The 13,784-nt window shown below is 64.0% G+C and carries 12 protein-coding genes; 7 read left to right on the top strand and 5 right to left on the bottom strand.

Annotated features, from left to right (window positions below; translation table 11 throughout):
* Positions 1–237: 237 nt before the first annotated feature.
* From A2790_RS22480 to rfbA, 4 genes are all read left to right on the top strand, one after another.
* Complete coding sequence (locus A2790_RS22480; RefSeq protein ID WP_293396729.1) at positions 238–2,751, top strand: polar localization protein TipN; 2,514 nt, start codon at positions 238–240, stop codon at positions 2,749–2,751.
* Between the two features lie 36 nt (positions 2,752–2,787).
* Positions 2,788–3,195: a DUF4112 domain-containing protein gene (locus tag A2790_RS22475; protein WP_293396726.1), complete on the top strand. Its 408-nt coding sequence runs from the start codon at positions 2,788–2,790 to the stop codon at positions 3,193–3,195.
* An 84-nt stretch (positions 3,196–3,279) separates the two neighbouring features.
* A complete protein-coding gene (rfbB, locus tag A2790_RS22470) occupies positions 3,280–4,329 on the top strand; it encodes a dTDP-glucose 4,6-dehydratase (RefSeq protein WP_293396723.1) in 1,050 nt (349 codons plus the stop codon).
* Positions 4,326–5,204 carry a glucose-1-phosphate thymidylyltransferase RfbA gene (gene rfbA, locus A2790_RS22465; RefSeq protein WP_293396719.1) on the top strand — a complete coding sequence of 293 codons (879 nt, stop codon included), beginning with the start codon at positions 4,326–4,328 and terminating at the stop codon, positions 5,202–5,204. The genes rfbB and rfbA overlap by 4 nt, the downstream gene beginning before the upstream one ends.
* A 6-nt stretch (positions 5,205–5,210) precedes the next feature.
* On the opposite strand, the gene A2790_RS22460 is transcribed toward rfbA, so the two are convergent.
* Positions 5,211–5,591: a DapH/DapD/GlmU-related protein gene (locus tag A2790_RS22460; RefSeq protein ID WP_293396716.1), complete on the bottom strand. Its 381-nt coding sequence runs from the start codon at positions 5,589–5,591 to the stop codon at positions 5,211–5,213.
* Positions 5,592–5,797: 206 nt separating this feature from the next.
* On the opposite strand from A2790_RS22460, the gene A2790_RS24470 reads away from it, so the two are divergent.
* Both A2790_RS24470 and A2790_RS22455 read left to right on the top strand, forming a co-directional pair.
* Positions 5,798–6,115 (top strand): DapH/DapD/GlmU-related protein, encoded by a 318-nt coding sequence (locus A2790_RS24470; RefSeq protein ID WP_363081581.1) that lies wholly within the window; start codon positions 5,798–5,800, stop codon positions 6,113–6,115.
* A gap of 186 nt (positions 6,116–6,301) precedes the next feature.
* The gene (locus A2790_RS22455) at positions 6,302–7,177 is read left to right on the top strand and encodes a hypothetical protein (protein ID WP_293396713.1); all 876 of its coding nucleotides are present in this window, start codon (positions 6,302–6,304) and stop codon (positions 7,175–7,177) included.
* A gap of 49 nt (positions 7,178–7,226) precedes the next feature.
* Here A2790_RS22455 and A2790_RS22450 read toward each other — a convergent pair whose 3' ends face one another.
* On the bottom strand, positions 7,227–8,609 hold the full coding sequence (locus tag A2790_RS22450; protein ID WP_293396710.1) for an AAA family ATPase: 1,383 nt from the start codon (positions 8,607–8,609) through the stop codon (positions 7,227–7,229).
* Positions 8,610–8,887: 278 nt separating this feature from the next.
* Here A2790_RS22450 and A2790_RS22445 point away from each other — a divergent pair, with 278 nt between their 5' ends.
* Positions 8,888–9,916, top strand: a complete 1,029-nt coding sequence (locus tag A2790_RS22445) for an acyltransferase family protein (RefSeq protein ID WP_293396707.1) — start codon at positions 8,888–8,890, stop codon at positions 9,914–9,916.
* On the opposite strand, the gene A2790_RS22440 is transcribed toward A2790_RS22445, so the two are convergent.
* The 3 genes from A2790_RS22440 to A2790_RS22430 all read right to left on the bottom strand — a co-directional run bounded on the left by A2790_RS22440 (position 9,892) and on the right by A2790_RS22430 (position 13,659).
* The gene (locus tag A2790_RS22440; RefSeq protein WP_293397105.1) at positions 9,892–11,523 is read right to left on the bottom strand and encodes an O-antigen ligase family protein; all 1,632 of its coding nucleotides are present in this window, start codon (positions 11,521–11,523) and stop codon (positions 9,892–9,894) included. The two genes, A2790_RS22445 and A2790_RS22440, sit on opposite strands and share 25 nt — an antisense overlap.
* Before the next feature lie 121 nt (positions 11,524–11,644).
* Positions 11,645–12,328, bottom strand: a complete 684-nt coding sequence (locus tag A2790_RS22435; RefSeq protein WP_293396704.1) for a CpsD/CapB family tyrosine-protein kinase — start codon at positions 12,326–12,328, stop codon at positions 11,645–11,647.
* On the bottom strand, positions 12,325–13,659 hold the full coding sequence (locus tag A2790_RS22430; RefSeq protein ID WP_293396701.1) for a Wzz/FepE/Etk N-terminal domain-containing protein: 1,335 nt from the start codon (positions 13,657–13,659) through the stop codon (positions 12,325–12,327). Before A2790_RS22430 ends, A2790_RS22435 begins: the two co-directional genes overlap by 4 nt.
* Positions 13,660–13,784 lie beyond the last annotated feature (125 nt).

The raw sequence follows: 13,784 nt of genomic DNA, 5'->3' as shown, positions 1-13,784 counted from the left end.
GGGCCCGCGCCCAACTGGCGAATGGACCAGGCGACAAGAGATCAAACGGATCCGTCGAGAACTTGCGGCGATCCGCAGCGTCTGCAGTTACGCGGCTTCAAGGCCTGCGATATCGCAAAGCGCGGGTCTGAGACGTTCCGCCTGTTTGCGTCGGCTCGCGCCGAGGGTAATCCTGCGCCCCTGGATAGGTGTGCGCCATGGGCGCGCTGGCCGGACAGTCGGAAGGAACGGGCGTAGATGAGGTTCTCCAAGCGGCCGCGACCGATGGACTTCGGGGGCCCGGACGAGGATCCCCACGCGGCTGAGGCGGCCAACATGGCGACCGAGCCTATGGAGACGTCCGAGCCGGTCGGATTTCGGACGATGGAAGCGTCCCGCGGCGCCCACGCGGTGGTGATGCCCGGCGCGCGGGCCGTGACGGCGTCCGGCGAGCCCGATGGTTATGCCGCGCTCGACCCGGCCGATCCCCCGCCGTCGGGCTGGCCGACGTGGCTGATCGCCTTTGCGGTGGCGGCGCTCTGGGCGCTGGCCCCCATCGCCTTCGCGGTGGGATATCGCAACAAGGTCGCCCCGCTTCAGGACGACGCCTTCGCGCTGACCGTCTTCGCCCTGCTCGCCGTCGGTCCGGCCATCTTCGTCCTGGGCGCCGCCTACCTGATCCGCCAGGCGCAGAAGCTGGGGTACGAGACCCGGCGCGCCCGGGCGATGGCCGAGGACATGCTGGCCCCCGCGGTCGCCGCTGCGGCCCGCGCCGGCGACGTCACCCTGGCGGTCCGCGAAGAGATCGAGCGCGCCGCCGCCGCCGCGGAGGAGGCGCGCGAGACCCTGCTCGCCATGCGCGAAGCCCTCGCGTTCGAGACCGACAAGCTCACCGGGGCCACCGCCCAGTCGGCGCGCACCGCGCAGGAGCTGGCGACCACCCTCGGCCGTGAGCGCTCCGAAATGGGAGCCTTGGCCCAGAGCCTCGACGCCCAGGCCAACCGGGTAACCGATGCCGTCGCACAGCAGGCCCGGATGATCGCCGAAGCCACGGGCGTGGCCGAGACCCAGATCCGCGAGGCCGAAGACGCCCTCCAGGCCCGGGCCGCCGATCTGGCGGCGGCCGCCGGAGAGGCGAGCGACGTCGCGCGCACGGCGGGCGAGGACCTCACCCGGCACATCGCCCGTCTCGAGACGGCCGGCCTCGGCGTCGCCGACCAGGTGCGGGCGGTAGAAGCCGGGCTGACCGAGCAGCGCGCCGCCCTCGTGGCCTTGAGCCAGACGCTCAAAGGCGATCACGAGGCGTTCGCCGCAAATGCCGACACCCACGCGGCCACCCTGGGGCAGTTCATCGACCAGGCGCGCGCGTCCGCCGCCGAGATGAGCGAACGCGCGCTCACGGGCGGAGAGCAGCTTCGCCGCCTGATGTCGGATGCGGCGCTGCAATTCCGCGATATCGCCGAGACGGCCAAGGCCGAGCGCGAGGAGTTCGGCCAGTCGACGCTGCAGTCGCTTGAGGCGGTGTCGGCCGCCGCCGCCGAGCAGCGGGCGCAGCTGGAGGCCCAGACCCGCGCGGCCATCGAGGCCCTGGCCAAGGCCGCGGAGGAGACCCGAGCCGCCGCCGCCCGCCACGCCGGAACCGCGCGCGAGCAGGTCGACCAGCTTTCCGAGGCCGCCTTCAGCGCGGGCCAGAAGGCTAACCAGGTGTTCGAGGCGCGGCTGGAGGAGGCGAGGGCGCTGGTCGAGCAATCCTCCCGGATGGTCGAGGAGGCGGGAGCCGTCACGGCGCGCAAGCTGGAGGACGGCGCCAAGGCGGCGCGGGCCACCCTGGACGAACTGGCCGCGATGATGGCGGAGTTGGAAGAGCGCGCGGCGAAACTGCCGGCCGCGGCCGCCGGCCAGGCCGATCGCGTTCGGGCCGCGGTGGCGGACGGGATGGACGAGCTGATGGCCCAGGCCCGCCGCACGGCCGAGGAGGCCCAGGCCATCGACGCCGCCTTCCAGGACCGCGTGCGTCGCAATTTCGAGATGCTGTCCGAGGCGGTGAAGCTGATGGGCGTGGCGGCCGTCGCGGCGCCCCCCGTCGCAGCGTCGCCTGTCGCGCCGCCGCCGCCGCCGGTTCGCAAGGCGAAGGCCCCCCCGCTTCCGTCCGCCGAGGCCGAGATCGAAGAGACGCTCGAGCTGGAAACGCCCGTCGAGCCGGCCGGCGCCGCGCTGGCCGATCGGATCGGCCTGCGCAATCGGATCCGCCTGACGCCGACCGCCACCGACCGGGAATTCTCGGCGGTGTTCGAGGCCGCGGGTGGGCCGCCTGCCGCGCCGGCCGGAGCCGAGGCCGAAGATGGCGACGAGGGCGGCGAGACCTGGACGTGGAAGGATCTGCTGGCCTCGCTGGACGGGGCGGACGGCGAGGGCGAGCGGCTGGAGGACGTGCTGGGCGCCGAGCTGGCCCGAATGGGCGTCGATCCGGCGAAGCTGCTGCCCGGCGCGCGCATCGAGGAGATCGCGGCCGCGCTGCAGACCGGCGACCGCGAGGGCGGCCGCGAGGTGGTGCGCAAGCTGGCGCCGGCGGCCACGCGCCGGATCGCCCGCCGTCTCTTCACCGACGACGACGTGAAGCGCCGCACCGAGGTCTACCTGCGCCGGTACAAGACGCTGATCGACGACACCGTTCAGCGGGATCCGGCGGGCCTGCTGCTGTCGGGCATGCTGGCGGCGGAAGGCGGGCGGGTCTTCCTGCTGCTCGACGCCGCCGCCGGCGACATGATCTAGCGGGAACCGGCCGCGGAGGAGGGGCTTTCATTGCCCATGGACGAAGACCGTGACCGCGCGCATCGGGCCTGGCGGCGGGCCGAACGGGTGAAGCAGCTCTCGGACCGCGTGGTCGGCTTCGGCCCGTGGGGCCTGGGTGTCGACGGCGTGCTCGCGTGGGTGCCGGTGGCGGGAACCGTCTATTCCGTGGGCGCCGCAGCCCTGCTTCTCACCGAGGCGGTCCAGGCCGGCGCCTCGCGCAAGACCATCGGGCGCATGGCCGCCTATCTCGGCCTGGACAGTGTCGCCTCCGGCGTGCCGCTGATCGGCTGGGCGATCGACACCCTGTTCACCGGCCACGCCTTCGCCGCGCGAGCCCTCCAGAAGGACATCGAGCGCCGGCACGGGCGGCCGGCGGACGAGACGCCGGCGAAGCTCGATCTGAATCTGGTCACCGGTCGTTAGCGGGTGATGACCCATAACCAACCGCCTTGAACCGGCCTCCTTTCATAGTAAGGAGGGCCGTCGTTTGCAGCGCCGGGGGCGTCATTGAAGATCCTGATTACGGGCGGAGCAGGCTTTATCGGGTCTGCGGTCGTGCGCCGCGCCATTGCGGATGGCCATCAGGTCGTGAACCTGGACGCGCTGACCTACTCGGCGAACCTGGACAACGTCGAGAGCGTGGCGAGCCAGCCCGGCTACGCGTTCGAACACGTCGACATCTGCGATCGCGCGAAGGTGGAGGCGGTGTTCGAGACACATCAGCCCGACGCAGTGATGCACCTGGCCGCCGAGAGCCATAACGACCGGGCCATCGAAGGGCCGCTGGACTTCGTGCGCTCCAATATCCTGGGCACGGCGATCCTGCTGGAGGTGGCCCGCGCGTACTGGAACAAGCTGGACGGCGCCCGGAAGGACGCGTTCCGCTTCCACCACATCTCCACCGACGAGGTGTTCGGCGCCCTGGGCGAGGACGGCGACTTCACCGAGGAGACGCCCTACGACCCGCGTTCGCCCTATTCGGCGTCCAAGGCCGCGTCCGACCATCTGGTCCGCGCCTGGGGGCACACCTACAAGTTCCCGGTCGTCATCACGAACTGCTCGAACAACTACGGTCCCTACCAATTTCCCGAGAAGCTGATCCCCACGGTCATCACCCGGGCGCTGGAAGGCAAGACCATCCCGGTCTATGGCGACGGCCGCCAGGTGCGCGACTGGCTGCACGTTGACGACCATGCCGAGGCGCTGTTGCTGGTCCTGGCCAAGGGCAAGCTGGGCGACACCTACTGCATCGGCGGCGACGCTTCGAAGCGTAACCTCGAGGTCATCAAGATCATCTGCGCCCACCTCGACAAGATGGCGCCGGCCAACACCAGCCACGCCGACAAGATCACCTTCGTCACCGACCGTCCGGGTCACGACTTCCGCTATTCGATCGACGCTTCCAAGCTGGAGCGCGAGCTGGGCTGGACGCCGCGGATGCCGCTGGACGCGGGTCTCGAGGACACCGTGCGCTGGTATGTGGACAACTACGCTTGGGTCGAACGGATCCGTGAGCGCGGGTTCCATTCCGACCGCTTGGGCCTGGTGAAGGCATGAGGCGCGGTATCGTCCTGGCCGGCGGCGCCGGCACCCGGCTGCACCCCCTGACCATCGCGGTCAGCAAGCAGCTGCTGCCGGTCTATGACAAGCCGATGATCTATTATCCGCTGTCGGTGCTGTTCCTGGCCGGCATCCGCGAGATCCTGATCATCACCACGGCCGAGGACCAGGCGGGCTTCAAGCGCCTTCTGGGCGATGGTTCGCGGTTCGGTGTGCGGTTCGAATATGTGATCCAGCCGACGCCGGGCGGCCTCGCCGAAGCCTATCTGCTGGGCGAAGAGTTCGTGGGCGGCGAGCCCTCGACCCTGATCCTCGGCGACAACATCTTCTTCGGCCAGAACTTCGTGCAGATGCTGAAGAACGCTGACGCGCGCCAGGAAGGCGCCACGGTGTTTGGCTACCCGGTGCACGATCCCGAGCGCTACGGCGTGGTGGAGCTGTCGCCCGACAATAAGGCGCTCTCCATCGAGGAAAAGCCGGCGAAACCGAAGTCGAACTACGCGGTCACGGGCCTCTATTTCTACGACGGCCGCGCGAGCGAGATCGCCAAGACGCTGGAGCGCTCCGCCCGGGGCGAGCTCGAGATCACCGCCCTGAACGACGTCTACCTGCAGGAAGGCAAGCTGCACGTGGAACTGCTGGGTCGCGGCTTCGCGTGGGAGGACGCCGGCACGCACGACAGCCTGATCGGGGCCGGCGAGTTGATCCGCGTGTTCGAACAGCGCCAGGGCCTGCGCATCGGCTGCCTGGAAGAGATCGCCTTCGAGAACGGCTGGATCGACTCGGCCGAGCTCATGAAGTCGGCCGAATTCCAGGGCAAGAGCGAGTACGGGCGCTACCTGCGGGGACTCGCGTCTAGCAGCCCCGGATGAGGATCGCTACCGGTACATCACGCGCGTGTTCTCGTCGGCGCCCTTCAGGCGCCCGAGCCGACCTACCTCGATATCGCCGCGAAGCACACGGGCAGGGTTCCCGACGACGATCGAGCGCGCCGGGACATCGGTAAACACCACCGAGCCCCCGCCGACGATGCACTCATCCCCTATGCTAACACCGGGGAGGATGGTGCTACCGCCGCCTATGAAGCATCGCGATCCGATCCGGATCGGCTTTACGTCGCCACTACGGTGGTCGCGGGTGAGAAACAGAGTCTTGAAGGCGATGAGGGTGTCATCTCCCACGACGATGTCGCCCCTCTGGTTTGACCGAAATCTTGCCGATAGCGATATGCTGACGCCTTGACCGAAGACGATGCCCATGCGGCTTGTCAGCCAACGGTTCCGCAGCAGTATGAGAGTGTTCCTAAAGGTGCGAAGCTGATTTAACGATCTCAGGGCCATTTTCGGTTCCTTGCGTCGTGCTGACATTTGCACGCACGTCTGAGCGGTGGAAACAATCGGGGGGTCTTGTGATCGACGGTCTGAAGAGGCGCATAATTCGCCTCGTCCAGATTCATGTTTGGGGGATGGATATCCATCCGTCGGCGAGGATCGCTCCTACAGCCCTGATCGACCGGACTTGGCCAAGAGGCATACATATCGCGGCCGGAAGCGTCATTGAAGAGGAGGCTGTTGTCCTTACTCACGATATGACGCGTGGAATCTATCTGGACACGCGGATCGGCGAGGGTTGTGTGCTCGGTCCCCGCTCGATTGTGATGCCCGGCGTAGAGGTAGGTGATCGCGCGGTGGTTGCGCCTGGCGCAGTCGTGGTCAGGGACGTGCCGCCCGGGGCCTACGTAGTTGGGAACCCCGCGCAGGTCCAATCGGGCGAAGAACGATAGCGGCGAGGTCAGCAACTGCATTCTCAACTGGCCGGAATACCATTACTTCATGCACACGAAGGTAGTGCATTGTCAGGCCGAGTGCGACGCCGTGCCGTAGTCACCAGGGAGAGGCAAGTGAAGTCAAGAATGGTCGTATTAGCGGTCGCCGTCAGCGCGGGCCTAATGGTCTCGAGTTGCGACCGTGTGAAGAAGCTTGTCGCGGGAGACAAACCCACAGGCCAGGTTGTCGCTACCGTTGACGGCGAGGAGATCACCAGCCTCGAGCTTCGGGCAGAGCTTGGTGGTTTCGGCTCCCGTGATCCTGCGGTGATGAAGGCGGCCCAACAACAGGCTCTTCAGCGCATTATTCTCCGTCGAATGCTCGCGCAGGAAGCGCGTAAAGAGAAGCTCGACAAGGGCGCCGATTATACGCTGCAAGTGGACCGCTACCGCGAGACCCTGCTTGCACAGCTCTATCAGCGCAAACTCGCGTCGAAGATCGCCCCGCCTACTAAGCAGCAAGCGCAGGATTACGTCTCAGCGAATCCGACCCGCTTCGCCGAGCGCAAGGTCCTGGTTGTAGATCAAGTTATCGCCGCACCAAACAAGATCACACCGGATCGTTTGCGCCCGCTGAAGACGCTAGGCGAGGTCAAGACGTTGTTGGATGAAGAAGGGGTTCCGTATCAGCAGAATGCCGCCGTGTTCGATACACTCACGGCCGATCCACGTCTGCTGACTGGAATTCTAGCGCTGCCTGACGGGGAGATTTTCGTCATCCCGCAGGGAGGTCGACTACTGTTCAACCAGATCACGGGGTCACGTTCGGTTCCGTTGACCGGTGACGTCGCCGTGAGTTACGCGCAGAACGTTCTGCGGCAGCAACGCGCCGGCGAGACCGTGGGCAAGCAGATTGAGGGCATGCGCAAAGCCGCGGAGAGTAAGATTACGTACAACCCGGCCTTCAAACCGGCCCCTCCGAAGGCGCCGAGCAAAGCTGCGTCGCCGTCAGCGCCGACAGCGAGTGCGCAACCTGCGGCTCCGGCGCCCGCCGTCGGTGGGGCGCCTGACGCGAAATGACGACAGGTGGCCGGCTCGCATTGCGAGCCGGCCACTGCCCCGGCCCACGTTAGGACGCGGCTGCGGTAGCGCGCACTGGCGCCGCCTCGCGGTTCAGGTTCCGCTGAGCCCAGATCATCCAAATTAGGGTCGGCAGACCGTCCTCAGTGAACCGATAGCGTTGGTGTACGGCTTCAGTTGGTACCGGTTCGAGAAGTCGCTCATCGACTAGCGCGTCGATGGCCTCCTGCGCCTTGCGAAGTGCAATTTCGCTCGCTGCTTCGATATCCAGCGCGTCGAACGTTCCGTCGCCGGCGAGTGCGGCACGGGCCGTCATAGCCAGCGCGTCCTGGCGACCTTGGTCAAAGACCCGTCGGACGTGGACCTGCGCCGGCGTTGGCACGCGTCCCTCATATTCGATGATCGCACGGTCGACGGCGCTAGCCACATCAGCGGCGTATACGGAGCTACGCTGGCCATCGAGCGCGGCGTGGCAAGCGTGGTGGCATATCAGATTTGCGATGTAGGGAGAGCCCCGCGACACTTCGACGACAAAGACACTGGCCTGCTTATCGAACTTTAGGCCGGTTTCTCGCTCGCCGTTGGCGACAATCTGTAGAACCTCGACTTCGCTCATCTTAGGGATCCGCATCGCGAAGATGTTGCGGCGGATCGAAGGGATGTGCTCGACCAACTCTGTAAGGTCGGCCGCAACACCGGCCAGGACGAGTTGCACACGCCCGAGCCGGTCAGAGAGGTTCTTGATCAACTCCGCGACGTCACGCCGGAACGAACCGGAACCGGCGCGATCAAACTCATCAAGGATGATCAACACCCGGGTGCCGGTTAGCTTGGCGCACAGATCTCCGAATTTCCGCGGCGTCAGCGCCTCATTGGGGAGGAGGTCGGCAAGGGACGCTCCCGTCTCGGCCTCGGTCGTGGTGGGCGCAAAGCCCGAATGGAACAGCAGGGGGATCTCGGCGGCCGCGGCGCGGAACGTGTCGTCGAACGTCGAATTGGCGCCGCATGAGGTATAAACGACAATGTACCGTGCTTCGCTTGCAGCCTGCGTGAGGACATGCATGAGCGATGTCTTGCCGATCCCGCGCTCACCATAGATCACGACGTGCAGACGTTGGTCCTCAATCGCGCGGATAATCGTTTTCAATACCTCCTCGCGACCCGCAAAAAGCTTGCGATCTCCAACCGGCTGCGAAGGCGTAAAGGCGTGCCGCAGCTTCGCGCGGAGTGCGCTGAAACGGTCATGCCCGCGTCCGCTGACCTGATCGCTCGCGGTCGTATTGAACCGGGGCAGGGGGTTGAGTTCCTGTGCCCGCCGGGTCGTTTCGCTTGCCACAGGCTTGGAAAGAGCGGCCGGCGCCGGGTCGACGCGCGACTTCTTCATCGCCGCCTTACGAGTGAACGGGTTCCAGCCGGCCAAGTCGATCTCCATCCTTCATGCTTCGGCGACGTATTGGGCGGCCGACAAGCGCAGGGCGTCTTTGAAACGTATAGTGGGTCGGCCAGCCTTCTGTTTGCTTAATCCTGCGAAACGTCGATTCTTTGGCAAGGCGGCACCCCGCATTGTGCAATCATTGCCGATGCGGCGGTCGGTGTGCTCCGGCCTTCGCTGGCGGCTGGTGATGCGCGTCCCCGCGGGCCGACGCACGCCGGTTGCCTCGCTGGGGGGATTTCGGCATTTCCAGGTCTGTGATGCGGGAGGCGTGCGACTTGACGACCGAGACGAGTACTGGGACTTCAAGCGCTCGTCCGCGGCGCGAGCACCTTGCAGACATTGATCGCGCCAAGGGGCTCGGGATTTTCTTGGTGGTGCTTGGTCACCTTGTGACGGGCCGTCCACCGGAGGGCGCCGACTGGTATATGACGCTCCGCGCGGCCATCTATGCATTTCATATGCCGTTCTTCATATATCTGAGCGGCTACATGTTCTACTATACAGCTTCCGATCAAATCCCATCGAGTGGCCGTCCAAGCTTCTTCCTGAAGCGTGCTGAGCGGCTCCTCATCCCCTTCTTTGCTTTTGGCGTCTTCATTGTCATTGGAAAGCACGTCGCGGCGAATTTCATTCATGTCGATAATTATTCGAACAGCATTTTCGCGGACATCGTGAATCTATTCTGGGACACGCGAGCGAGCGCCGCAAAATCCGTATGGTATATTTTTGTTCTGTTCGAATATACCGTTGTTCTGGTTATTGTTCACGCCATCGTTTCAAATAGAGTGTTGCTTCTCCTTATTTCCATACCGCTAAGCGTGCTTCCTGTTTTGCCGATATTATATGCGGATAGATTCTTCTTGTATCTACCGTTCTTTCTCTTCGCGGGCCTCGCTGTACAGCGTCGTGAACGTTGGACTGCGTTCGTCGATCGCTATCTCTGGATCAACCTAATAATCTTCGCGGCTGCGATTATCGTTACAAGGGTGATCGCAAACTATAATCTATCGATATTGCTCTGCGGATTCCTGTCGATCCCCGTTCTCCACGGATTCTGTCGCCGAAAGATCTCTGAGGTCGGCGGCGTGCTCGCCATCCTAGGGGGCTTCAGCTTCGTCATATACCTGCTGAATACGGTTGCCATCGGCTTGGCGAAGGGTGTGTTGCTGTTCTTTGTTCCTTGGGACGGAAGCGGATTCTTCCTGCTCTTCCCGCTGCTTCTTGCGGCAGGGATCCTGGGGCCCGTCGTCGCGAAGGCTCTTATCTTCCGTCGCGTGCCCTACCTAGACCGGCTTACAACCTGAGGGGCGACTGCAACGGCGTCCTGCTTGGCTTGGATTCGGCGCGCCAGATAAACTGACGCGGCGACCAGGCCGAGCAGCATGTAGGTGAAGGAGGTGCTGTCCTCTTGCGCCAGCACGACCTTCGAGGCGAGCCAGACTACCAGGGCGACCCCAGCCGGCATGACATAGGCCAGTTCCGGGTTTGCGTAGCGACTGCCTACCCGCAGCGCCTGGATCACCATGAAGATGAACATGGCGTAGTAGAGTAAGAACCCCACGATCCCGTAGTCCAGCAACATTGCCAGCAAATAACTATCGATCGAAACTTCGCCAGCGGGATTGGTGTAACCCAACGCTCCCGCGCCCTGGCGAGGGCCGTGCCCGAACAGCGGGCTCCTCAGGAGAACTGGGCCGGTCGCCGCCGCCTGCTCGAGCCGGCCCGTCGTGCTCGCCGCGTGTGTGCCGCCGCCGAGTGTCATAACTCGAAGCCGCCCAACCGAAAGCACCGCGACGCCCAACAGCACGAAGAGCGCGGGATAGGCGAGGGTAGCCGCCGGCCCAATGAGGCTTCCCTTTTGGGTCCTCCAGCGGCGCACCGCCCACACAAGGCCGTAGAACGAGTGCGCCACGATCGCGCCTACGATTCCAACGCGGGCCTGCGTCAGCAGGATGGTCGAGAAGATGGCGATATCGGCGGCTATGCAGGCGAGCCGAACGAGCGGCGTCTTGGCCGTAAGCACGCCGTGGATAAGGAACGGCATCACCAGAGCCAGAAACTCAGCAAGCGAGAGCGACACGGAGAATGTCGTGACGACTCGGTATCGGCCCTCCCGGAATACCGCCGTCAACAGGTTGACCATCGCTGGATCGTTCACCCGGAGAAACGAAGGAATATGCTCAGCCCAGAGAACGCCCTGATTGCGATACTCAAAGAAGCCGATGACCGAGAGGGTCAGCGCCAAGCCGACAAGCGTGAGCGCCCAGCGCTTCATTCGACCTGGCTGGGAGAAGAGGTACACAGAGACAAAGAAGACCGCCGTCCAGCCTAGCTGGTTCTTCACTACCGTCATGAGGCCATGCATGCGTTCTCTCGCAAGAATGAGGGAGAGCACTTGAACCGCGACGAACGACACGAGCAGCGTGACGAATGTCCGATTGGCCACGACGATCTCTTTCATCTCCTGTCGGAAGGTGCGGGAGGTGGAGAGACTGACGAGCAGAAAGAACAGCATAGCTCCGGCGAATAGGCGCCGAAGCTCAAGAAGTGGAAGTCCCGGAATCTGGATTGCCAGATAGTACGGCCAAAGAATGAGGGAGATGAAATAGCAGGCGAAGGCCCATTCCATACTGCGGATCGGCGGCCTCTCCGTATCTGGTAGAGCCCAGATGACGACAAGCGCCACAAGCGCGATAGGCGTGAGTAGCAGCAGGAGGAATGAAGGCGGCAGCCATGAGAACATGAAGCCGTAAGCGATCATGCAGACCGCGAGCGCGGACAGCACGAGCCACTGACGCCAGAGGGTGTGCGCCCTTGGAGTCTCGCTGTGATAAGGTCTTCGGATCGGCAGGGCCGGCGCGGTGACGGAGGCGCCATCGGGTTTGGCGCGAACAATGCGCGGCAGTTTCATGTCGGACACGCCTCTGTCATCCAACTGCCCATGTGCTCAATGCCGTCGGCAACCCGCCGTAGCGCCTGAACGAAAGCCGCCCGGTCTCAGCCGAGCCGTTAGCTGACTGCACGCGAGCGGCTCAGGGCTCGTTGAGGATGGCGCCAACAACTCGAGCTCCATCCGCCTCGATTTGGCGCACGAGAGCCGACACCTCACCAATGAAGCTCACATCCCGACGGGCGACGACGGCGCTGTACCCGATTACCGAACTGATCCGTCGGGCGTCCGCGCAGAGATTCGCGGCCGGTGTGTCGACGATCGTGCACTCATAGTCGCGAAGGCAGCGGACGATCAACGATTTGAAGCTCTCGCCCCCCAGCAATTCCTGGGCATCGGCCGAAACGCCGCCTGCGAAGATAACGGACAAGTTCGGAAGGACGCCCTTGTGAGTGACATCTTCCAAGTCATCGGCGCCGCCAAGAAGTTCGCGCAAACCAGGCCCATTCGCCTTTGGGCGGATAAATTCGTCCACACCAGGAGAGCGCATGTCCGCATCGATGAGCAGCGTATTCACCCCAATCTGCGAGAGGGACACGGCAAGGTTTGCCGCGGAATATGTGCAGCCGGATTGAGGATTGGGCGCGCAGAAGGCTAGGCCGCGCCGGCCGCACTCAAGATGCTGGGCCCGGATGTGGGTCCGCATCGTTCGGATCGCCTCTGCCTCCTGGTGCCGGCCGTCGATCAAGGTGACGAGATCTGGGCTGAACTCGTACAGATCATCCGCATCGGAGAGAGGCTTGCGGGAAGTAACGTTGGTGTTCACGCGATCCGCGTCTTTCGGTTGAGGAGGGCCAAGCGGGTGCGAATCCGTTGAGCCACGCTCTGACGCCGGAAGCCGGCGCTGTGTGAAATGATTCCAAGAATGGGAGCGTCGACAGCGACCCGCAGGTCCTCGGGGCCCCGGATGCGCCGCCCTAACAGCTCTAGGGCAAGGGCTGCGACGAAGCCAAGAGCGCCGCCAGCGGCCAGCGCTCCGCCCAGGATCATTGGCTTATTCGGGAACTCGGGGCTCGGCGGCGTTGTGGCGCTGCCGAGCGGCGTAACCCCCGTGTCCGCAACCTGCGCTTCTTGCCTCAATTCGGCCGCCCGCGTTGCCGCGCGAGTATACTGGTTGCGCTTAAGCTCGACGTCCGTCTGAAGGAGGCGAAGCTGCTCCACCAGCTCGCGTTGTCCGAGAACCCGGTTCTTCTGGCTTTCGAATAGGCCGGCCGCTTGAGCCGACGATGCGCCACCGGTACCTCGAGAACCGCGCTCCTTGGCCACCTCCGCAGCCAGCAGCGCGCGGCGCCGCTGCATTTCCTGGAGCCGGGGATGGTTGGGCCCGAGGTTCTTGGAAGCTTCAGAAATCTCGCTTTCAAGCTGAGCCAACTGCATGGCGCTTTGAGAGGTCACGACGGGGGCATTGAAGACCGGCGCCGACGCGGCTGCCGCCAGGGCCGCCAATCGGGCGCTGTCCAGGTCTGTGTTGTTGTCTTGAAGAAGGATGCCGTTCGAACGTTCGAAGTTGGAGCGCACTTTCTCAGCCTGCAGCAACTCCGTCTTCGCCTTCTCCGCCTGGGCATCGTACCAGTCCGCATTACGGCGCGCGGTTTCCCGACGCTCCTGGAGCGTCGTCATCATGTAAGCGCGGCTGAGTGCGTCGGCGACCTGCTTTGCTTTCGTCGGATCGTTCGACGAGTAACTGATTTCAAGAATGTTGCTGGCGTCAATCAAGCGGGCTTCAGTGCCGTCGATGACTTTCTGGGTCGCCCAACGGTCGAAATCCCGACGATCGCTGCTGTCGCGCTCATTATACTCTTTCAGAATCTGAGGGTCTTGCGCCCATGCGAGTTCCTTGACGACCGACTGTGCGACCTGTTGGCCCTTTACGAGCTCCGTCTGCGTCTTCGTGTAAGCTCGCAGAAAGGCTGTTGCGATCACCTGTCCCGTCACCGGATCTGGCTTGACGATATTGAGCATGACCTGCGTCGTTGCCCTGTAGCGAGGCGGCACGATCTGTACGACCGCGAGGGCGACCACGAACAACACGGTCATTGCCCCGAGGATGACCATCCGACGGGCCCATATGATGCGCAGGAACTGAAGGATGTTCATGGCGAGCTCCTCACACCGATTTTAGCAGCCACAGCCGAAACGTCGTGCTGCGTTATCAGAAGGCCGTATAGGTTAGCTGAATTCTCCCGCATAGACGGTGTACCGGCCGTCAACGCGGCGAACTG

The sequence above is a fragment of the Phenylobacterium sp. RIFCSPHIGHO2_01_FULL_69_31 genome (assembly GCF_001824475.1).
Classification (GTDB): domain Bacteria; phylum Pseudomonadota; class Alphaproteobacteria; order Caulobacterales; family Caulobacteraceae; genus Phenylobacterium.
Note: the sequence above shows the minus strand (reverse complement) of the source record. Positions and strands in the feature narration are given on the sequence as shown.